We start from the raw sequence: 21,972 nt of genomic DNA on the forward strand, positions 1-21,972 counted from the left end.
GAAAGCAAGAAAGCAAGAATTGAAAATTCTTGCTTTCTTGAATAATAAATAAAAATATTTTTAAGCCTCTAAGATCTCAGCTTCAAGATTATCCATAAGTTCTTGAACTTTGACTATCTTATCTAAGCGATATGCATTTTCTCCGCAGAATACTAGCCCATTATCTACATCACCTTTAACTGAGTTTATCAAAGCTTCAGTTATGCAATATGGGGTTGTAGCTGGATTACATGGTGTTAAACAAGCGTAACACTTAGTAACTTTAGAGCCTTCAAGTTCAACTTTTTTCATGAATGGATTTTTTATAGCACGACCAGGCATACCAGCAGGACTTTTAACAATACCTATATCTTCACGTGAACTATTTAAATAGGCATTTTTAAAGTTGATGTGAGCATCACATTCTTCAGTAGTTACAAATCTTGTAGCCATTTGAACTCCGCTGGCACCAAGTTTTAAGTACTTTGCAATATCGGAACCAGTAAAAATTCCACCAGCAGCAATTACAGGAATAGATTTATTATATTTATCCTCATAAATCTTAACTGCCTCAACTATATCAACTATTATTTTATCGAAATCTATGTTATCTTCAATAAGTTCTTCTTTAGAGAATCCTAAATGGCCACCAGCCTTAGGGCCTTCTACCACTATAGCATCTGGAGCTACACCATGGTGTTTATCCCAAAGTTTTAGAATAACATTACAAGCCTTCAGTGAAGAAACTATAGGAGCAAGCTTCACGTTAAAACCTTTAGCTAATTTAGGTAAAGCTGTTGGAAGTCCAGCACCTGAAATTATTAAGTCTACGCCAGCTTCTATAGCAGCTTTTACATGCTCATCATATTGTTTCATAGCAACCATAAGATTAACACCTATTACTCCATTTAAAGCATTTTCTTTAGCTATTTTTATATGTTTTTTTAAAGCTCTAAGGTTAGCTTCAAGATTATTAGTATAAAAATCTTCTTGGTCATAACCTATTTGAGCGCCTGATATTATACCTATGCCACCTGCATTAGCTACAGCAGCAGCTAGTTTAGAAGAGGATACGCCTACACCCATCCCTCCTTGTATTATTGGTAGTTTAGATACTAAGTTTCCTATTTGTAGAGGTTTTATATTCACCATACACAACTCCTTTATATTAAAAACCTTTGAATATAAAATACTTTTATAATCAAAGTATTTTATAGAGTAATTATAGATTATAATTAAAGAATTAACAAGATATAATATATATAATAAAATTAATAAATAATTTAAATAAGGTATTGAAATTATTATATATATGGTAGATGATAGAACAGTCAGAAAAAATAAAGATAAAGAGGTAAGCAATGAGTATAACATTTGATAAACTTAATTTAAATAAAGACATGGTTGAAGCATTAAAAAACTTAAAGATAACAGAGGCTACAGAGGTACAAGAAAAATCTATACCTTTAGCTTTAGATGGAAAAAATATTTTAGCACAATCAGAGACAGGAACAGGGAAAACTTTAGCCTATCTATTACCATTAATAGAAAAACTTCAAAAAGATAAAAAAGAGATGCAAGCTATAATACTTGCACCAACTTATGAACTTTGCATGCAGATACATAATACAATTTTAGAACTAAAAAAGGAAAGCAACGTTCCCATAACTTCCACTCAATTAATAGGTAGCGCTAATATAGCTAGACAGATAGAAAAATTAAAAGATAAACCTAATATATTAGTTGGATCAGCTGGAAGGGTATTAGAATTAATCAGAAAGAAAAAAATAACTGCGAGTACAATTAAAACTATAGTTCTAGATGAAGTGGATAAACTTTTGGATAATAAAAATATTCCTTTAATAAAAGAGATAGTAAAAAACACACAAAAGGTAGATCAATTTTTAATGTTTTCTGCAACTATTAATAATAGCAGTTTACAACTTTCTAAGGAATTAGTAGAAGATTTAGAGGTTGTAAGAGTAAAGGGAAGTAATAAAGTAAATGAAGACATAACTCATAACTATATTATGGTTGAGGAAAGAAAAAAGGTTGAATACCTAAGAAAACTTATACATGCAGCTAGACCTAAAAGAGCAATAGTGTTTATAAGTAATAGCTTTAATGTTGATCAGACTTTAGAGAAGTTAAAATTTCATAAAATAAATGCAGCAACTATCCATGGAGATATAGATAAAGATGAAAGAAAAAATGCATTAGAAAGCTTTAGAAGAGGAAAAATTCAAGTGCTAGTAGCATCTGATGTAGCAGCTAGGGGATTAGATATAAAAGGAGTTACTCATGTAATTAATCTAGATACCCCAAGAGACCCTAAAAATTATCTTCATAGAGTTGGTAGAGTTGGTAGAGCTGGAGAAAAAGGAGAAGCATATTCTTTAGTTGATAATAGGGATCTTAATAACATTAGAGTATATGAAAAAGATTTAAACCTAAAATTCAATAGAAAATATGTTTACATGGGAAAAGTATTGCAAGACTAAGAGTTTTAACATGATAAAATATTGGAAACTAATAAAAAAACAGTTATAATGAAATTAAGAAAATAAAGGGCGGATAATCCGCCTTTTATAATATTATCTTTGGAGGTAAGCTATATGAGCATGCATGAAAACGAAATCATACTAGATTATTCAGTTAAGGACTTATTTGGGATCTTTATTAAAGTTGCAAAAAGAGATTTTCCTAATTTTAAAGAAAAAACAGCAGTAGGAACCAAGGTTGAAAAAAAGGTTGGAGCATACTCTGGAAAGACAGCAACTATGACTGTAGAAATAACTGATTTTGAAAAAGATAAGGTTTATGAGATAACTAGTACTAGTCCTAATGGGCAAGTATATACTTCAAGATATGAGTTTGAAGAGTTAGAAGAAAACAAAACAAAGATCACACTTAGTGAAACAGAGGCATCTGGAGGAATATTTGCAATAATTAATTCTTTTATAGTTAAGTACTTATTTAAAAAGAGAATAAATAGAAGATTTGAATACTTTGTAAAAGGACTAGAAGTTGAGGCTAAAGAGTTGATTGAGAGAAGAGAAAATAGTGGTAGAAGAAAGAATGAAGAAGATGACGGAGAAAATGACGGGGAAGAGATAGCGTCAGAAGGAGAATAAAAGATAATAATTAATGATGAAGGGACAGGGTAAAATGAAAAAAGTTATAATAAATGCCGATGATTTTGGATTAACAAAAGGTGTGTCATTAGGTATACTGGATTCTATGGAAAAAGGTGTAGTTACAGAAACTACTGCCATGGCAAATGGACTATATATAAAGGAAGCTATTGAAGAGGCAAAAGTTAGAGGGATAAAAAATATAGGAGTGCATCTAACTTTAACCTGGGGTAAACCAATACTTCCTAGAGGAGAGATAAAATCCATAGTTACAGAAGAGGGGAATTTTCATAGAAGAATAGATTTAGTTGAAAATATAAACTATGAAGAAGTTAAAAAAGAATTTAAAGCGCAGATAGAAAAGATTATTTCCATGGGAATAGTGCCAACTCATTTGGATGGTCATCATCATGCATTTGCGTTTACGAATGAGGGGCTAGATGTTGTATTTGAGCTTGCAAAAGAATATAACCTTCCAGTGAGATGCCCATTTATAGAAAATTTAAATTACTTCAAAGATAATAATATAAAAACAACGGATGATATGTGTATTGATTTTTATAATGAAGGAGTAAGTGAAGATTACCTAATAAAAGTATTAGAAAACGCTAAAGATGGGGAAGTATTAGAAATAATGTGCCATCCAGCATATGTAGACGAGGATTTAATAAATGCAACCTCATATAACAAACATAGAGCAGAGGAATTTAGGGTTTTAACTTCAGAAAAAATTAAAACATATATTAATGAAAATAATATTGGGCTCATAGGCTTTAATGAAATATAAATAAAAATAGACACTTCTAAAAATTTTAGATTTTTTTGGAGGTGTCTATTTCCTTGTAGGTAAGTACTGAAAATATATATTGTAATAGTTAAAATGAAAGTGCATGTATCAATGTTCCATTAAAAAGTTGGTGCACAAATAAAGTTTTAAAAATGTAACTGAGAGATAGTATCACCAACTTTTAATTCAAACATTGCTATAAGAAAATAAAGACTATTGTACCAATCAATTTACTGTATAGTATGGAAAAATAGAAGTAATACTAAATCTAGAAAATAAAAAGGAGTGATATTAAATGGCTCACAAAAATAACAAAAACTCTAAAGAAAATAAAAAAGCAGGTCAAAAAACTCAAAAGGAATTAAATAAAATGAAAATGGAGACAGCAAACGAAATAGGTTATTCAAAAGAGTCGAGAAAACTTGGCAAAAATGAGCCTAGAAAAAGAGATCCAGAACAAAGTTAATAGCCTTTAGGGCTATTTTATTTTGCTTGCAATTATTGGATATATAAATAAATTGTAACAAATTAATGAGTAGGCTAAAATAGTATTAATTAGAAAATGTTGAGAGGGATTTTAAATGGATATTTTTTTAGCAAGACAACCAATATTCGATAAAAAAAATAAAATAATAGCCTACGAATTATTATTTAGAACTGAAATGTTAAATAAATATAATAGTGTGGATGGAGATAATGCAACAATAGAAGTAATAAAAAATACTTTATTTAATTTTGGAATAGAAAAAATAGCTAAAAGTAAAAAGATATTTATAAATTTCACTGAAAATATTTTAAAATCCAATATTTTAGATTTGTTGTCTCCAGAATATGTTGTAGTTGAAATTTTAGAAGATATAGAACCAACCCTAGAGATAATTAATATATGTAGAAAGCTTAAGGAAATGAAATACACAATAGCCCTAGATGACTTTGTTTTTCATGATAAATACAAGAGTTTAATGGAGTTTGTTGATATTATTAAAGTCGATTTTAGGATTACTAAAGGGGAAGAGCGAAAAGAAGTTATTAAAAAGATAAAAAACAAAAATATAAAGTTTCTAGCTGAGAAAGTTGAGACCATAAAGGAATTTAATGATGCAGTAAAATATGGGTATTCGTATTTTCAAGGTTATTACCTAAGTAAACCTGTGGTTATATCAGGTAAAAAAATACCTGAAAATAAGATTATACATATGAGATTATTGGAGGAATTAAACTCTAAGGACTTTTCATTAGAAAAGGTTGAAGAGTTGATAAAAAAAGATATATCTTTGTCTTATAAATTGCTCAGAATAGTTAATTCAGCTGAATTTGGATTAAAGTATAAAATTACATCCATAAAACAAGCTTTATCCTATACAGGAGAAATTCAGGTAAAGAAATGGTTGTACTTAGTATCAATAAAAGCTATAGGGGATGACAGGCCTGATTTTATAATATTTGAATCTTTAGCAAGAGCAAAATTTGGTGAATTAATATTTTTAAAAACAAGATTTAAAAATGATTCTTTTAATGCTTATTTGACAGGTATGTTATCTTTAGTTGATGTGATTTTAGAAAAACCAATAGATGAAATACTTGAGGAAATTTTAGTTGATGAGGAAGTTAAAAGTGCATTAGTAGGAGAAAAAAACAATAAATATGGTTTCTTATTAGCGTTAATATTAAGTTATGAAGAAGGAAAGATAGATAAGATATTTGAACTTATGGAATACTTTAATATTAGCACGGATGAATTAAGAAGTAGTTATATGGAAGCTCTAGAGTGGAGTCATAGAAATAATTTATAATAAGTATTTTAAGTAATAAAACTTGCGCTAGTAAGAAATTTATGTTAATATAACTAATGTTCAAAAACATATAGGGGTATGGCTCAATTGGTAGAGTAGTGGTCTCCAAAACCATTGGTTGTGGGTTCGAGTCCTACTGCCCCTGCCATAAAAGACTTTAATTAAAATTTGATTAAAGTCTTTTTTTATTGCTTAAAATTTTATTACAAAAAAGACTTTTCATTGAATGAAAAATAAGTATATGATACTATAAAAGTTGTTGAATATTTAATTAGAAGGTCAATTAATAAAATAGATTTGTAAAATTTTGAAAAAAGAGAGGTTTGTTTTATGAAAATTTTAATTACTGGAGCAAAAGGACAATTAGGAAAGCAAATTACTAATATATTAAGAAATGGACAATCAGAAATAGGTAAATTACCAAAAGAATATGAAAATGTTGAAATTATAGGTGTGGATGTTGATATACTTGATATTACAGATATAAATGCTGTAAGGAGTTATTTAACTGCTGTTAAGCCAGAAATTATAATAAATTGTGCTGCGTACACAAATGTAGATGCCTGTGAAAGCAATGAAGATTTAGCTTTTAAAATAAATGCGTTAGGACCTAGAAATTTGGCAATAATATCTAATGAAGTAAATGCTAAAGTGGTTCATGTATCTACTGATTATGTATTTAGTGGAGAAGGAACAGTGCCATTTAAGGAGTATGATGAAACAATACCAGTAAGTGTTTATGGAAAAACTAAACTAGCTGGAGAAAAATTTGTAAGAGAAATAGCTGACAAATATTATATAATAAGAACAGCTTGGCTATATGGATATGAAGGTAGTAATTTTGTATATACTATAATTAAAGCAGGAAAAGAAAAAGGGCATTTAACAGTTGTAGATGATCAAAGAGGAAATCCAACCAATGCAGAAGATTTAGCACATCATATGTTAAAAGTTGCTGTAACAGAAGAATACGGTACTTATCACTGTACAGGAACTGGAGAGTGTTCTTGGTATGATTTTGCTAGCAAAATCATTGAATTTTCTAATATAGATTGTAAAGTTGATCCAGTTACTTCTAATGATTATGTAAGAGCAGCAAAAAGGCCATCTTATTCATCTTTAGACAACATGATGTTAAGAGTTACTGTTGGAGATGAAATGAGAAACTGGGAAGATGCACTTAAAGTATTCTTAAATAATGAGAAATAACATGTTTAGTAACTTATTTGTAAATATTATGAGGAATATGTTGTCTTTTTATACTCTATATATAAAGATTTAGTAACAAAATTATAGTTTCATAGACACTATAAGCTAAGTATGGTAGAATTGTATTGCAAAAGTTATGAAAAAAATGGTATTCAAGTAATTTAAAATAAATCTAATTCTCAATTTTGGAGGGTAACATGCAAAATTTAGATTATAATATTTCTAAAAAAATCAACGGAGAAATAAGCATGAGTTTAAAAATATATTCACTTTCTAAAAGGATATTTGATATTGTTAGTTCAACTTTATTATTAATAATTTTATCTCCATTGTTTTTGATTTTAATTGTCTTAGTTAAATTAGATTCAAAAGGTCCAGTTTTTTTTGGACATAAAAGAATAGGATATAAAGGAGAAACCATAAGTGTCTATAAATTTAGAAGTATGGTTCAGAATGCAGAAGAGGTTTTAAGAAATTTTACACCAGAGCAAAAAGCAGAATTTGAGAAAAATTTCAAATTAGATGATGATCCAAGAGTTACTAAAATAGGAGCATTTTTAAGAAAAACCAGTTTAGATGAACTTCCTCAATTAATTAATATAATTAAAGGGGACATGAGTGTAGTAGGTCCAAGGCCAATAGTTCAAAAAGAAGTAGCTAAATACGGGAAATATGCAGATAAACTTTTTTCTGTAAAGCCAGGTTTAACCGGATTTTGGCAAGCTAACGGTAGAAGTGATACTACCTATGACGAAAGAGTTCAAATGGATATGTATTATATAGATAATAGATCTACATTATTAGATATAAGAATATTATTTAAAACAGTTATAGCTGTTATAAGAAAAGAAGGGGCAATTTAAAGCAAGAGGGGATGACACTAACTATGTTATGTGCATTAATAATGGCAGGTGGAAAAGGAACAAGATTTTGGCCGCTTTCTACAGAGGAAAAACCAAAACAATTTTTATCGTTAATAACCGAAGATACTATGCTTCAGATGACAGTAAAGAGATTAGAAGAATTAGTACCAGTAGATAGAATATTTATTTCTACTGGGGAAAGATATGTAAATTATGTTAAAGAGCAACTACCAAGCTTACCATTAAGGAATATAATCATTGAGCCAGAAGCGAGAAACACTGCACCTTGTATAGCCTTGTCAGCTATGCTTATAAATAGGTATCATAAGGATGCTACTATAGCCATTCTTCCATCTGATCATTTGGTTGAAGATGAAAAAGAATTTAGAAATAAACTTCTTGCAGCTTATGAATATACTAAAAAGGATAAGGAAGCTATTGTTACTTTAGGCATGAAACCTAATAGACCAGAAACAGGCTATGGTTATATAAACTTAAAAGAAAAAGTTGATATTATAAGAAATTCAGATATATACAAGGTTAATAAATTTATAGAAAAACCTAATTATGAAAAGGCGTTAGAATATTTAGATGCAGGTACATACCTATGGAATGGTGGTATGTTTATTTGGAATAATGATTCTATACTTAACTCTATTAGAGAATTGTTACCCAATACGTATGATGCATTAAAAGAAGTTATGCACATTAGTGAAGAACAGTTGCAAGCCATAATAAATGAAAACTATAAAAATGTTGATAATATATCCATAGACTTTGGAGTTATGGAAAAAGTTCAGAATATATATGTTATTCCTAGTGAGTTTGGATGGGATGATGTAGGAAATTGGACTAGTATAGAAAGATATAGTGAATTAGATGAAAAAGGTAATGTGTTTAAAACAGAGGGAGTTGCTTTCGAATCTAAAAATAATATTGTTGTAACAAACAAACCTATTCTTCTTAATAATGTAGATAATTTGATTGTTGTTGAAACAGCTGATTACATAATGATATCTTCAAAAGAACATGAACAACAAATAAAATTAGCTAAAGAAGGATTGTAAAATAGGAGTGATTTAAATGAAAATAGCATTGGTACATGATTGGTTAACTAATATGGCCGGTTCTGAACAAGTAGTTGCAAACTTTAGAGGGGTTTATCCAGAAGCACCTATATATACGACTGTTTATAATCCAGATAAATTAGATGATGTTTTTAAAAATGCTGATGTAAGAACATCTTTTTTACAAAACAATAAAAAGGCAAGAGAAAAGCATCAAAGTTTTTTCCCTTTTATGCCTATGGCTTTTGAGAGCTTTGATTTAAATGAATATGATGTAGTTCTTTCAAGTAGTCACAGTACAGCTAAAGGTATAATAACAAATCCAGCAGCTATGCATGTGTGTTATTGTCATTCTCCTATGAGATACGGATGGGAATTTTATTATGAATATACAGAAGAAATGGGTAAAAGTAAGAAGAAGCTTCTAAAATATTTTATGAATTATATGAGAGTATGGGATCAAGTATCCTCTAATAGAGTAGACTATTTTATAGCTAATTCGGCAAACGTTTCAAGAAGAATATGGAAACATTATAGAAGAGAAAGTTTTGTTATACCCCCGCCGGTAAGATGGAATATGTTTAATATAAGTAATGAAGATAAACCATACTTTTTAATACTTACAAGATTAGTTAAATATAAAAGAGTAGACTTAGCTGTAAAAGCATTTAATGAATTAGGACTTCCGTTGGTTATTATTGGAGATGGAGAAGAAAGAGAAAAACTTCAACAGATGGCTAAATCTAATATCACTTTCCTCGGAAGACAATCAGACGAAGCTATAAAAGAATATTACTCCAAGTGTAGAGCTTTTATTTTTCCCGGTGAAGAGGATTTTGGTATAACTCCATTAGAGGCTATGTCTAGCGGAAGACCAGTAATTGCTTTTGGTAAAGGTGGAGCACTAGAAACCGTTGTAGAAAATAAGACAGGAATATTTTTTAAAGAACAAACTACAGAATCATTAGTAGAAGCTGTTAAAAAATTTGAGACTGTTAGTTTTGATAAAAATGAAATTAGACAACATGCGTACAAATGGGATGAAGTATTTTTTAAACAAAAAATAGAGAAGTTTGTAGCAGATAAATATGAAGAATTTCAAAATACTAAACATTGGACGGTGTTATAATTGGATGGTAAAAAATCTGTATTTATAGATGCTAGAATGGTAGATTATCATCTTCATGGAATAGCTAGATATACATATGAACTTATTAAAAATATATCTAAAACTAATAAAATTAAATTTGTACTTTTAGTTAATGATTTAAATATGGCAAAAGATATATTCAAAGAAATAAATAATATAGAATATATAGTTATGAAATCTAAATTTCTTTCTTTAAAAGAACAGATTGAATTACCTAGAATTTTAAATAAATACAAAAAAGAAGGGATATTTCATTCTCCTTCTTTTTCTTCGAGTCCTTTTTTAAAGATTAAATCATTAATGACTATACATGACTTAAATCACCTAAGGTTTCCGGAGTTTTATTCTCCAGTGCATAAATATTATTACCAATATATTGTGAGGCCTTCTGCATTAAAAAGTGAAAAGATATTAACTGTATCTAATTTTTCCAAGGAAGAAATTAGATCTTGGCTTAATTGTAAAGATGAAGATATAGTGGTTACGTATAATGGAATTGATGATAGTTTTAAAAGAATAGAAGATAGTGAAATATTAAATACTATAAAAAATAAATATTCACTTCCAGAAAACTTTGTGCTATATGTTGGGAATCAAAAACCTCATAAAAACGTTAAAACACTTATAAAGGCAATGAGCTTTATAGAACAAGGATTAACCCTTATTTTAAATGGAAAAGATAATCAAGGACTTTTAGAAATAGCTAAAGAATCTGGAGTTGAAAATAGGATAAAATTTATTGGATTTATTGATGATAAAGATTTACCAGCAATTTATACATTAGCTAGAGTATTTGTTTTTCCATCTTTATATGAAGGATTTGGACTTCCGCCATTAGAAGCTATGGCGTGTGGATGTCCAGCTATTGTTGCAGATACATCATCTTTACCTGAAGTAGTTGGAGAAGAAGGAATTACTTTTAAAGTATTAAATCAGGAAGATTTATCAGTAAAAATAAATACTTTATTGATAGATAATGAAAGCTACAAAAAATATTCCTTGTATGGTTTAAAAAGAGCTGGATATTTTACTTGGGATAAGCTTGCACAACAAACTATGTCAGAATATGAAAATTTACTTAAGAAAGTGAAGTGATTTCTTTGAAAAAGATTAACAGTGTTTTACAATATATAATTATTATTTATTTTGCACTATATTTAATACTTGGAAACTTTCCAAGATTTATTAAAGCTACATGGTTACCTAGCAATATATCTGTTTCTGAAATATTATTATTATTATTAACTGGTGTATATGCAGTTATTAACTTGAAATTATATATAAAATTATTGAAAATGAAAAGAATATACTTTATTTTTATAGGAATTATACTAATATTTTCAGTAATGGGAGTAATATATCATAAAGGGCAAGCTATACAATCCTTTTTATATTGCATAAGATTAGTGGGACAATTAATAGCTACTTTTATTATTGGACATATATTCAATATAAAGTTCAAAAAGAATTTCAAAAAAGTAATTGACCTTATTTTAGGGATTTTCTTCATTTATACATTAATTGGATGGACTATATTAATAATATTTCCTGAATCGATTGATTTTTGGTTATATCTAAAGAAGTTTGGAATTATATTTTATGGAGATCCACATATAGGACGATTTTATGGGAGCTTTTTTGATCCTAATTTTGCATCTAGCATAATTGTATTTCCTTTATTGCTATGCTTATACTTGTACTTTAAGGATAACAGAAGGATAAGTTTATATTTATTTCTATCTTTATATTTTATAAATTGTATAATTTATTCATACTCCAGGTCAGGAATTTTAGGAATATGTATAGGATTATTTGTTATAGGACTAATACATTTTATTAATATAATTAAAGGGAAAGAAAATTTTAATAAAAATATAATAATATTTAGTGTTGGGTTTATACTTCTTATAGTTATTATATTAGTAACTAATAGTGAAGTGATTCCAAGACTTACTGGTAGATTTGTTGGAATATCAAATGACCCATCAGCACAACATAGATTTGATTCTATTCAAATAGGTGCAGATCACCTACTTAGTAATGATTCTAAAGAAGTGTCTACACTTTTCACAAGTCCTATATATAAAATATTAATGGGAATTGGATATAACTATATTAGAGTGGATTTAAGAACGGGTTTATCAGCATTAGATTCATCTATACTAAATACATTTATCTGTTTTGGCGTTTTAGGAACTATATTACTTTTAATTACATTTGGAAAGTATTTGAAATCTATCTTTAGAAATACATTAAAATATAATAAAAAAATAGGAAGGTATATTTTAGCATATATATTGGCAGCTCTTGCAATATGCAATTTTAATGACTTACTATACTATCAGTTTTTTATAATAACCTTTATGAGCTTTTTAAACTATGTATATCTTTTAGATATAGTTGATGAATAAGTTCAGTAAATCTTTTAATTTAAAATATTTTTAAATAAAAAAATAATAGATTTTAAGGTAGTATTAGATAGAATATAAATTTAAAAATTTCACAAGGTGGTGTATTTAATTATGAAAGGAATTATATTAGCTGGGGGATCAGGAACAAGGTTGTACCCAGTAACAAAGGCAATGTCGAAGCAAATGGTACCAATATATGATAAACCAATGATTTATTATCCAATATCAGTACTTATGCTTGCTGGTATTAAGGAAGTACTCATAATATCTACAGAGAGAGATTTACCTAATTTTAAAGAATTGTTTAGAGATGGGTCTGATTTAGGATTAAGTATTGAATATAAAGTTCAATTAGCACCTAATGGACTTGCAGAAGCTTTTGTAATAGGTGAGGAATTTATAGGCGATGATAACGTTGCTATGATATTAGGAGATAATATATTCTATGGTCAAAGTTTTAGCAAAAACTTATATAACGCTTCTAAGCTTGAAAAAGGAGCAGTTATTTTTGGATATTATGTTCAAAATCCTAAAGCATTTGGCGTAGTAGAGTTTGATTCAGAAGGAAATGTTTTATCGTTAGAGGAAAAACCTGAAAAACCTAAATCAAAATATGCAATACCAGGATTATATTTTTATGATAATTCAGTTGTTGAAAAAGCTAAGAATTTAAAACCTTCACCAAGAGGAGAATTAGAAATAACAGATTTAAATAGATTATATCTTGAAGAAGAAACACTTAAGGTAGAACTTTTGGGAAGAGGAATGGCTTGGCTTGATACTGGAACTCATTCATCAATGCTTCAAGCATCTAACTTTGTAGAAGCTGTTCAAAATACTCAAGGTACATATGTAGCATGCTTGGAAGAAATCGCATATAGAAAAGGATGGATTTCTAAAGATAAGCTGTTAGAATTAGCTAAACCATTATTAAAAACAGGATATGGAAAATATTTAGAGGATATATCGGAAGAGTGTGAGAAGGAAAATCTAGCTAATAAGTAAGGAGAATAATTATGTTTAATTTTATTAAAACTAAGATAAAAGATTTGTATATTATAGAACCTAAAGTATTTGGAGATAGTAGGGGATACTTTATGGAAGTATACAATAAAGACGATTTCTTTGAAGCTGGATTAACTATGGAATTTGTTCAAGATAATGAATCAAGATCTAAAAAAGGTGTTTTAAGAGGGATGCATTTTCAAACAAAACATACTCAAGGAAAATTAGTTAGAGCTACTAGAGGAGAAGTTTATGATGTTGCTGTAGACTTGAGAAAAGGATCACCTACATTTGGTCAATGGGAAGGTGTGCTTTTAACAGAAGAAAACAAAAGACAATTCTATGTACCAGAAGGATTTGCACATGGTTTCCTGGTAGTTTCTGATGAAGCTGTATTTAACTATAAATGTACAGATTTCTATTCTCCAGAATATGATTCTGGACTTTTATGGAATGACCCAGAAGTAGGGATAAAATGGCCTTTAGAAGGAATAGATAAACTTTTATTATCTGAAAAAGATAAAGTTCAAAAAACATTAAAAGAATTAGATTTACAATTTATATATGAGGGGGATAAATAGTTTATGAAGACTTATTTAGTTACTGGAGGAGCAGGATTTATAGGATCAAATTATGTTCTATATATGCTTAATAAATATAATAACGTTAAAATAATAAACTTAGATAAATTAACTTATGCAGGAAATTTAGAAAATTTAAAATCTTTAGAAGGAAACGAAAATCATATATTTGTTCAGGGTGATATTTGTGATAAAGAACTAGTTACATCTTTATTTCAAAAATATGATATAGATTACGTAGTAAATTTTGCAGCAGAATCTCACGTTGATAGAAGTATAAAAGAACCAGAAATATTTGTTCAAACAAATGTTTTAGGAACAGTAAACTTACTTAACTGTGCAAAAAATGCATGGGAGACAAAAGGTGGATGGAAAGAAGGAGTTAGATATCATCAGGTATCAACAGATGAAGTATATGGTTCATTAGGAGAAACAGGATACTTTATGGAAACAACACCCTTAGATCCACACAGTCCATATTCTTCAAGTAAAGCTGGGGCAGACTTTATGGCTCAGGCATATTCAGATACTTACAAGATGCCAGTAACCATAACGAGATGCTCAAATAACTATGGACCATACCATTTCCCAGAAAAACTTATACCATTACTAATTAATAACTGCTTAAATCATAAAGATTTACCAGTATATGGGGATGGGCTTAATATAAGAGACTGGTTATATGTAGAAGATCACTGCAAAGCAATAGACATGGTAGTAAGAGATGGAAAACCAGGTCAAGTTTATAATGTAGGTGGGCATAATGAAAGAACAAATATACAGATAGTTAAAACAGTAATATCTTATTTAAATGAAAATGTAGATAATACTATAACTGAGGATTTAATTAAGTATGTTGAAGATAGAAAAGGTCACGATAGAAGATATGGAATAGATCCAACTAAGATAAAAAATGATTTAGGTTGGTATCCAGAAACTACTTTTGAAGTTGGAATAGTAAAAACAATTAAATGGTATTTAGATAATAAGGAATGGATGGAAAATGTGACTTCTGGGGATTATCAGAAGTATTATAATAGTATGTATATGATTAAAATTTAGTCATAAATTTAAAAATCTATATAGTATCATTATGGGGGGAATTATGAGAAAAAAGATATTATCAATATTAATTGGGTTTTTATCATTAAGTATTTTTGCAACAATTATCAGTTATCAAGTTAATGCTGTAGAATATAATCCAGATATAAATGAGGATGGGATTATAAATAATATGGATTTAGATATACTAACTGACAATTATGGAAGTAATAATATAAAATTTGATCTTAATAGAGATGGAATAGTTGATATTTATGATGTAACAATTATTGCAAAGAATATAGATGATTCTATTTATAAAATTTATAATATAGATGGAAATTTAGTAAGCTCATATGGTAATGGATATCTTTCTAATGCTGTTAGTTTAGCATATAGTTCTAATAGTAGAGTAGTGTTGAATACAAATGGACAAATAGCTTGGGACAAAACTGGATACTGGACATATGATGGAGAAACCCTTCTTGGGAAAAATGTATCTATTTATAGTTCTATAAATAATGCGAAAAATTTAAAAAATGGAAGAGTATATAGTAAATATGGTACAGAATATCTAAACAATTCAACTAATACAAAAAGTGTTTTAGGAGTAGCTAACACAAATGTGAATCTTAGGAATACTGCTTCTACAGAGAATAATAACAACTTAATAGGACAAGTTCCTAATGGGACTATAATTGATATCATAGGGAAAAAAAATGGATTTTATCAAATTAAATGGCATAAAGATATGAATAATATAATTGATGGTTATATATATGGCAGCTATATAGATATAGTACAGGATGATAATCTAGAATCAAACTTTGGTTACATTGCTGCTAGATACGAATCAAATATGAATGTTGGAGCTATATCAGATAATCCAGAGGATAAAGGCGGACCTTCTTATGGTATGTTTCAATTATCTTCAAATATGGGTTCATTAACTTCGTTTATGACTTGGCTACAAAATGAAAATATATATTTTTATAATGTACTTAACAATTCTAGGATAAAAGATGGAAATAAATATGGAGAAGATTACAAAAATTCATGGAGAAGTTTAGCAGAAAATAATTATGAAGAATTCTATAGATTACAGCTAAAATATGTCAAGGGAGCATATTATGATAGTTTTATAAGAATTTCAAATAATAATGGCTATAACGCAGATTCTTTATTAAAATATTTTTCTACAAGAAACATGATATTTTCCACATCTATTCAACATGGAGCTACTGGTGCCTATAATATTATCTCATCAATAGACAAAAATCTAAGTTTAAAAGATTTTATAGATAAAGTTTATGAAGGAAGATTATACAGAATAGGGCAATCATATTCACCTGGAAGCAATATATATGAAGGCGTAAAAAATAGATATATAAATGAAAATTCTGATATCATACGAAGTTATAATAGAGAAATATCCTATTAGGAGTGATTAAAATGAATACAAAAAAAACACTAATTAAATTTATTGTAGTAACTATATTAATTAGTGTTTGTATAGTAACGGGAGTTAAATACTTAAAAAATGAACAAAATCAAAAAAATAAAGAAGATACATTTTTTAATGAAGAGGCCAATATAAAAGATGACGAAGCTTATGTAGAAGAGCTGGTTACATCACTTAGTAGTATATTGAAAAATATGGTTAATAATAAAGATGCTGATTTATCATATTTAAATGATATAGTAAATAATAATAGTGATGCTTACAATATACTGGAAAATAAAATAAAAATTTATAGAGAAAAAAATATTACAATAGAATATTTAGATTACTATATAGATGAAATAGAAAAGATAGAGCATAATACTTATAAAATATATATAACAGAAGATGAGGGGATAAATTCAAATAGTAATAGTGAGAAGATGAAAAAAAATATTGAGATAAAGTTAAAATTAGATGATGATAGAGGAATATATTATTATAAAGAAAAATGAATCTAAGATTTTTTTAATTAAAAAAAGACCTTGATATAACAGATTAAGGTCTTTCTTAACATATTTATGATTAATTATTGGAAGATTAGTTAAAAAAATCTATTATATGATGAGTATTGATTATAAATGAGATATTATTATGTAATACAGTATAATTTGATGTATATTATTAAAATTAACTAGCATCAATTCTGGGGTAATGCTCCATAAAAGTAATAGTTTGTTATAAATTAAAGAATAATACCAAAATAAAAAAATGGCTATCTTGCGTTATATACCTTAGCAAAGGAAAGAGAAAAATTATAGTATAATAATTTGAAAATAAAGTATTAATGTAAGGGTATTTAATATCAATATTATTTTAAACAGTTATATTAATGGTTAAGTGTTGTAAGTAGACATAATATTATAAGTATGATAAAATTTAATTTATCTTAAATTTAATAGTTACATTTTATGAAAATATGTAAAATTTACTACATAACATATAAGAATATAGAGGTAATAAAATTATGAATAAACATAGGGGAAATATTAAAAAATGACTAGTTGTGTAAGTGTTCAAATAAAATAATAACTTAAAGTTAAACAATAAATATAGATTTGCTTAAAAATGGACAAGTCTAAATAAACTAATTGTAAATATGATTAGAGGTAATTTATGTTCAACTGAGTTTACAAACAATAGGGAGAGAGGGATAGATAAATGAAAAAAGGAAATTATAAAATTGATTTAATATGTCCTCTGTATAAATCTGAAAGTTATATAGAAAATTTACATAAAAGTTTACTTATGCAACAAGGGAATTTTGAATTAAATATTAAGTACATATTTACAAAAACAGCAAATGACAATACGGAAACTATATTAGAAAAATTAGAAGCTCAATATTCTTCAATAGAAGAAAGAGAGTTTTCTCATAGTTTAACAAGAGAAAAAGAGGCACTAAAATGCTCTGGAGATATTATTGTTTTTATAACTCAAGATATAATTATTAAAGATACATTTTGGCTTGAAAAATTAACAGAACCAATAATAAATAAGGAATGTGAAGCATGTTTTTCCAGACAAATATGCAGTAATAATTCTATAGAGAAATATATTAGAATTCATAATTATCCAAAAGAAAGTAGGATAGTTTCACAAGAAGATACTGAAAGGCTGGGAATAATGACATTTTTCTTTTCGGATGCATCATCTGCAATAAATACTAAAATCTATAAGGATTTAAATGGTTATGATGGAAGAAATTTGATTACAAATGAAGATATGTATTTTGCATATAAATTAATAAAGAGTGGATATAAGATAAAATATTGTGCGGACTCAGAAGTAATACATTCACATGATTATAAATTTATGGAACTTTTTAAAAGATATGTTACCCAAGGTAGATTTTTAAAACAAAATTCTTATTTAATGAAGTATGGGGCACAGAATAGTGCATTTAAACTTTTAAAATTAGTTATTATAGAATCATTAAAAGAATCAAATTTTAAGGCTTTTTTTAGTATAATACCTAATTTTATTGCTAGATTCTTAGGTGATAAATTTGGACAATACTATGAAAAAAAAGTAATGAAAAAAAAGAAACATTATTTAAGTACTGAATTATTTAAAGGTTAATATTTAATCAATTAATATGTAAGGAAACTAAGATTAGCTAATTATTTGAATTCATTAAAAAGAAAGGTGATAAATTAATGAAAAAAATTAAAATAGTAAATGAATTTCAGAATATAAATACAAATCATATTGATTATGTATTAAAGAAATTATTTATAATGGCAATAATACTTATTCCTTTTGATAATTTACCGTATCTTGAGAATGTGCTTGGAGAACTAGGTGTAAGAGGAACAGTATACTTATTTATTCCTATAATAATTTTAACAATTGTTAACTTAATTATTAATAGAGAAATATTTATTCCAAAAGGAAAATATAAATATAGCTTTCTTTTATTTCTCACATGGATTATTATATGCATACTAGTTAATGTACCTAATATAATTAATAATTCATTTAAAGGAAGAACTGGTAGTGAAAAATTAATATTACAAGTTCTTGTAGTAGCATTTATGATAAGTATAAGCTATTGTTCAATTTATATTATTGAAAGAAATAATATAAATAAAGAAAATTTAAGAAATTATATAGCATTATCACTTATTCCAGTAGGAATATATAGTTTTTTTGAACTTTTTAATATATTTAATATTATTGATTTTAGTGGAATAATCGAGAAGTTATCTTATTTAATTCATACATATTATAGAGGAGAAGTGTATCCTAAAGGAATTAGATCAGTAACAGGAGAAGCATCATATTTTGCTATGTATGCATCTTTTGCATTTCCATTTATATTTAGTTATATTTTTACTGAGAAAAATTTGAATAAGAGATTAATGTGGATAGCTATTAACTTATATTTTATGATTTTAATTATATTTACTAAGTCTAGGACAGCTTATGCAATTATTTTTATAGAGTTATTTTTATTTTTTATATTTATTCTTACTTCAAAGGTAGAACCGATAAAAAAGAAAATATGTATATTTTTAATGGTGGGATTAGGAATTGCCTTTATGTTTTTAAATAAAACTATTATACCGATGTATGCTGGAGATAATAATAGTGTAAGTAAAATAAGTGTAGTAAGCTTATATGAGTCTATTAAAGATAGGAATAATATGTCTAATGTGGCTAGAATAGGAATGCAAAGAGCGGCATTAAATATTGGAAAAGATAATGCTGTTTTCGGAGTTGGATTAGGACAATATGGTTTTTTTGTAAATGAATATGTTGATGAAGTAGCTATGACTTCCGATGAAGTTCAGAGATGGATTAATCCAGACAATGACAAAAAATATTGGCCTCCAGTGTTTTCACTATATCACAGAATTATTGCGGAAGAAGGTTTTATAGGTTTTTTTATATGGATAATAATCATAATATATGGATTGTATAGATTGATTAAAAAAATCTACACAAACACAGATGATGTATTATCGATAGTATTTACGGTAAGTTATGTAGGTGTATTTATTTGTTCGTACAATGCAGACACTTTTGCAATTATACAAATGTGGTTGTGCTTTGCTTTTTTACAAAAACAATTATTAGAATAATATTTCTAATAAAAATATATAGAATATATAATAGAAATAAGAAAATATAGAGGGTAATATGAATAGTTATAAATTTTCATTAATAATGGCAACTTATGGGAGAGAAATTGAAGTAGATAACTTTTTAAAATCTATCTTAAATAGTAAATTTGATATATCAAGCGTTCAAATAATAATTGTAGATCAAAATGAGAAAATTGACTTAGCAAAGTATATAGACACATATAATAATACGCTTAATATACTCCACATAAAATCAAATGTGAGAGGATTATCACAAAACAGAAATATAGGCTTAAAAAAAGCTGAAGGTGAAATAATAGCATTTCCAGATGATGATTGTGAATATTTACCTGATACATTGTTAAATGTATATAATTTATTTGAAAGTAGATATAGCGATGTAATCATGGGTAAAATTGTTGAACGAGATGGAAGTGATTCGCTAAGAAAATGGCCAAAGAAAGAAATGAAAATATCGAAAAGCAATTTTTTTACTAAGTGTTCGTCAGTGACAATGTTTATCAGAAGCATGGGAGAGATATTGGAGTTTAATGAAAAGTTAGGTGTTGGAAATATCTTTGGTTCATGTGAAGATTCAGATATGTTATATAATTTATTGAAGAAAAAAAATATATGTAAATACAACTTTAATATAGAAATATATCACCCCCATTATGATAATAGTAAGAATATGGATTGCGAAAAGGTAAAAAGATATGGGCTAGGATTCGGTGGATTTGTTAGAAGTAATTTAGATATTAATTTAATAATATTATTTTTTCAAATAATTACATACCATTTTATTAAAGTAATAATAGGAATTATTACTTTTAATAAAGAAAAAATAAAAAAAAGTTGGATTTCTGCAATTTCTAGGATAATAGGAATTATTACATATAAATAGGAGGAATATAGCAGCGATATGAAAATATTAGTAACAGGTGGAGCGGGATTTATAGGGTCACATATAGTAGATGAGTATATTGAAAACGGACATGATGTAGTAGTATTAGATAATATGAAATATGGAAATATGGAAAATATTAATAATAAAGCTAAACTTTATAAGCTTGATATTAGGGATAAATCCATACATAAGATATTTGAAAAAGAGAAATTTGATGTAGTTTGTCATCATGCTGCACAAATTTCGGTTCCTAATTCCATTAGTGATCCCATTGAAGATGCTGACATTAATATCAATGGTACATTAAACATATTAGAATGTTGCAGGAGAAACTCAGTAAAAAAGATAATTTATCCTGCATCAGCAGCTATTTTTGGTGAACCTAAGTATCTACCAGTTGATGAAAATCATCCATTAGATATGCAATGTGGATATGGTGTTAGTAAACATACTGTAGAGCACTATTTAGAAGTATATAGTAAATTATATGGATTAAAGTATACTGTTTTTAGATATGCAAATGTATATGGACCTAGGCAAAATTCAAAAGGAGAAGGTGGAGTAGTAGCAATATTTTCGGAAAAATTTTTAGAAAAAGAAATACCAGTTATATATGGAGATGGAAATCAGACAAGGGATTTTATATATGTTAAGGATGTGGCAAAAGCAAATTTAATAGCCTTAAAATCTTTAGATAACGATATATTTAATGTTTCTTCTGGAATGGAAATATCTATTAATAAATTAGTTAGTATTTTTAAAAAAATAACCAATTCAAGTATTCAAGTATTAAATAAAGATGAGAGAAAAGGAGATATTAAATTTAATTACATGAGTTATGAAAAGATTGGTAAGACGTGTTCGTGGAAACCTACTTATTCATTGGAGAACGGAATAGAAGATACGATTAATTATTATAAAAATAAAGATAGAAAGCTACAATAATTCAAAAGA

At 27.3% G+C, this 21,972-nt stretch carries 21 protein-coding genes and 1 tRNA gene; 21 read left to right on the top strand and 1 reads right to left on the bottom strand.

Annotation, left to right across the window (positions count from 1 at the left end; translation table 11 throughout):
- Positions 1-60: 60 nt before the first annotated feature.
- A complete protein-coding gene (locus B3N22_RS09200) occupies positions 61-1,128 on the bottom strand; it encodes an NAD(P)H-dependent flavin oxidoreductase (protein WP_286906551.1) in 1,068 nt (355 codons plus the stop codon).
- Positions 1,129-1,340: 212 nt separating this feature from the next.
- Between B3N22_RS09200 and B3N22_RS09205 the strand changes: the two genes are divergently transcribed.
- From B3N22_RS09205 to B3N22_RS09305, 21 genes are all read left to right on the top strand, one after another.
- Entirely contained in the window at positions 1,341-2,480 is a 1,140-nt protein-coding gene (locus B3N22_RS09205) for a DEAD/DEAH box helicase (protein ID WP_286906481.1), read from the top strand.
- Between the two features lie 114 nt (positions 2,481-2,594).
- Positions 2,595-3,113: a DUF3284 domain-containing protein gene (locus B3N22_RS09210; RefSeq protein ID WP_286906483.1), complete on the top strand. Its 519-nt coding sequence runs from the start codon at positions 2,595-2,597 to the stop codon at positions 3,111-3,113.
- Positions 3,114-3,147: 34 nt separating this feature from the next.
- Positions 3,148-3,900: a carbohydrate deacetylase gene (locus B3N22_RS09215; RefSeq protein WP_286906484.1), complete on the top strand. Its 753-nt coding sequence runs from the start codon at positions 3,148-3,150 to the stop codon at positions 3,898-3,900.
- Positions 3,901-4,195: 295 nt separating this feature from the next.
- Complete coding sequence (locus tag B3N22_RS09220) at positions 4,196-4,366, top strand: small, acid-soluble spore protein, alpha/beta type (protein ID WP_021800523.1); 171 nt, start codon at positions 4,196-4,198, stop codon at positions 4,364-4,366.
- Between the two features lie 115 nt (positions 4,367-4,481).
- On the top strand, positions 4,482-5,693 hold the full coding sequence (locus B3N22_RS09225) for an EAL and HDOD domain-containing protein (RefSeq protein WP_286906487.1): 1,212 nt from the start codon (positions 4,482-4,484) through the stop codon (positions 5,691-5,693).
- Between the two features lie 72 nt (positions 5,694-5,765).
- Positions 5,766-5,841 (top strand) — tRNA-Trp (locus tag B3N22_RS09230).
- Positions 5,842-6,023: 182 nt separating this feature from the next.
- Positions 6,024-6,902 (top strand): dTDP-4-dehydrorhamnose reductase, encoded by an 879-nt coding sequence (gene rfbD / locus B3N22_RS09235; RefSeq protein WP_286906489.1) that lies wholly within the window; start codon positions 6,024-6,026, stop codon positions 6,900-6,902.
- 248 nt (positions 6,903-7,150) lie between these two features.
- Positions 7,151-7,765 carry a sugar transferase gene (locus B3N22_RS09240; RefSeq protein ID WP_286906553.1) on the top strand — a complete coding sequence of 205 codons (615 nt, stop codon included), beginning with the start codon at positions 7,151-7,153 and terminating at the stop codon, positions 7,763-7,765.
- A 23-nt stretch (positions 7,766-7,788) separates the two neighbouring features.
- Positions 7,789-8,832, top strand: a complete 1,044-nt coding sequence (locus tag B3N22_RS09245; RefSeq protein ID WP_286906492.1) for a mannose-1-phosphate guanylyltransferase — start codon at positions 7,789-7,791, stop codon at positions 8,830-8,832.
- A gap of 16 nt (positions 8,833-8,848) precedes the next feature.
- Positions 8,849-9,961 carry a glycosyltransferase gene (locus B3N22_RS09250; RefSeq protein ID WP_286906493.1) on the top strand — a complete coding sequence of 371 codons (1,113 nt, stop codon included), beginning with the start codon at positions 8,849-8,851 and terminating at the stop codon, positions 9,959-9,961.
- The gene (locus tag B3N22_RS09255; RefSeq protein ID WP_286906496.1) at positions 9,962-11,077 is read left to right on the top strand and encodes a glycosyltransferase family 4 protein; all 1,116 of its coding nucleotides are present in this window, start codon (positions 9,962-9,964) and stop codon (positions 11,075-11,077) included.
- 5 nt (positions 11,078-11,082) lie between these two features.
- A complete protein-coding gene (locus B3N22_RS09260; RefSeq protein WP_286906498.1) occupies positions 11,083-12,393 on the top strand; it encodes an O-antigen ligase family protein in 1,311 nt (436 codons plus the stop codon).
- Between the two features lie 111 nt (positions 12,394-12,504).
- A complete protein-coding gene (gene rfbA, locus B3N22_RS09265; protein ID WP_286906500.1) occupies positions 12,505-13,398 on the top strand; it encodes a glucose-1-phosphate thymidylyltransferase RfbA in 894 nt (297 codons plus the stop codon).
- Positions 13,399-13,403: 5 nt separating this feature from the next.
- A complete protein-coding gene (gene rfbC / locus B3N22_RS09270) occupies positions 13,404-13,979 on the top strand; it encodes a dTDP-4-dehydrorhamnose 3,5-epimerase (RefSeq protein ID WP_286906555.1) in 576 nt (191 codons plus the stop codon).
- A gap of 3 nt (positions 13,980-13,982) precedes the next feature.
- A complete protein-coding gene (gene rfbB, locus B3N22_RS09275; protein WP_286906501.1) occupies positions 13,983-15,041 on the top strand; it encodes a dTDP-glucose 4,6-dehydratase in 1,059 nt (352 codons plus the stop codon).
- A 43-nt stretch (positions 15,042-15,084) separates the two neighbouring features.
- Positions 15,085-16,461, top strand: coding sequence for a VgrG-related protein (locus tag B3N22_RS09280; protein ID WP_286906502.1), 1,377 nt, complete (start codon positions 15,085-15,087; stop codon positions 16,459-16,461).
- Positions 16,462-16,472: 11 nt separating this feature from the next.
- Positions 16,473-16,976 carry a hypothetical protein gene (locus B3N22_RS09285; protein WP_286906503.1) on the top strand — a complete coding sequence of 168 codons (504 nt, stop codon included), beginning with the start codon at positions 16,473-16,475 and terminating at the stop codon, positions 16,974-16,976.
- A gap of 706 nt (positions 16,977-17,682) precedes the next feature.
- On the top strand, positions 17,683-18,603 hold the full coding sequence (locus B3N22_RS09290) for a glycosyltransferase family 2 protein (protein WP_286906505.1): 921 nt from the start codon (positions 17,683-17,685) through the stop codon (positions 18,601-18,603).
- 77 nt (positions 18,604-18,680) lie between these two features.
- A complete protein-coding gene (locus tag B3N22_RS09295; protein WP_286906507.1) occupies positions 18,681-20,108 on the top strand; it encodes an O-antigen ligase family protein in 1,428 nt (475 codons plus the stop codon).
- 58 nt (positions 20,109-20,166) lie between these two features.
- Positions 20,167-21,015 carry a glycosyltransferase family 2 protein gene (locus B3N22_RS09300; protein ID WP_286906509.1) on the top strand — a complete coding sequence of 283 codons (849 nt, stop codon included), beginning with the start codon at positions 20,167-20,169 and terminating at the stop codon, positions 21,013-21,015.
- Positions 21,016-21,033: 18 nt separating this feature from the next.
- Positions 21,034-21,963, top strand: coding sequence for an NAD-dependent epimerase/dehydratase family protein (locus B3N22_RS09305; RefSeq protein ID WP_286906511.1), 930 nt, complete (start codon positions 21,034-21,036; stop codon positions 21,961-21,963).
- The last annotated feature ends 9 nt before the right edge of the window (positions 21,964-21,972 follow it).

Origin of the sequence: Clostridium sp. UBA1652, assembly GCF_002320975.1 — a bacterium.
In the GTDB taxonomy this organism is placed as follows: domain Bacteria; phylum Bacillota; class Clostridia; order Clostridiales; family Clostridiaceae; genus Clostridium_T; species Clostridium_T intestinale.

Coding starts and splice junctions, on each gene's coding strand:
- B3N22_RS09290 (WP_286906505.1), top strand. CDS start 17,683: ATGAAAAAAGGAAATTATAAAATTGATTTAATATGTCCTCTGTATAAA.
- B3N22_RS09250 (WP_286906493.1), top strand. CDS start 8,849: ATGAAAATAGCATTGGTACATGATTGGTTAACTAATATGGCCGGTTCT.
- B3N22_RS09245 (WP_286906492.1), top strand. CDS start 7,789: ATGTTATGTGCATTAATAATGGCAGGTGGAAAAGGAACAAGATTTTGG.
- B3N22_RS09205 (WP_286906481.1), top strand. CDS start 1,341: ATGAGTATAACATTTGATAAACTTAATTTAAATAAAGACATGGTTGAA.
- B3N22_RS09225 (WP_286906487.1), top strand. CDS start 4,482: ATGGATATTTTTTTAGCAAGACAACCAATATTCGATAAAAAAAATAAA.
- B3N22_RS09240 (WP_286906553.1), top strand. CDS start 7,151: ATGAGTTTAAAAATATATTCACTTTCTAAAAGGATATTTGATATTGTT.
- B3N22_RS09305 (WP_286906511.1), top strand. CDS start 21,034: ATGAAAATATTAGTAACAGGTGGAGCGGGATTTATAGGGTCACATATA.
- B3N22_RS09280 (WP_286906502.1), top strand. CDS start 15,085: ATGAGAAAAAAGATATTATCAATATTAATTGGGTTTTTATCATTAAGT.
- B3N22_RS09285 (WP_286906503.1), top strand. CDS start 16,473: ATGAATACAAAAAAAACACTAATTAAATTTATTGTAGTAACTATATTA.
- rfbD (WP_286906489.1), top strand. CDS start 6,024: ATGAAAATTTTAATTACTGGAGCAAAAGGACAATTAGGAAAGCAAATT.
- B3N22_RS09215 (WP_286906484.1), top strand. CDS start 3,148: ATGAAAAAAGTTATAATAAATGCCGATGATTTTGGATTAACAAAAGGT.
- B3N22_RS09300 (WP_286906509.1), top strand. CDS start 20,167: ATGAATAGTTATAAATTTTCATTAATAATGGCAACTTATGGGAGAGAA.
- B3N22_RS09210 (WP_286906483.1), top strand. CDS start 2,595: ATGAGCATGCATGAAAACGAAATCATACTAGATTATTCAGTTAAGGAC.
- B3N22_RS09295 (WP_286906507.1), top strand. CDS start 18,681: ATGAAAAAAATTAAAATAGTAAATGAATTTCAGAATATAAATACAAAT.
- rfbB (WP_286906501.1), top strand. CDS start 13,983: ATGAAGACTTATTTAGTTACTGGAGGAGCAGGATTTATAGGATCAAAT.
- B3N22_RS09220 (WP_021800523.1), top strand. CDS start 4,196: ATGGCTCACAAAAATAACAAAAACTCTAAAGAAAATAAAAAAGCAGGT.
- rfbA (WP_286906500.1), top strand. CDS start 12,505: ATGAAAGGAATTATATTAGCTGGGGGATCAGGAACAAGGTTGTACCCA.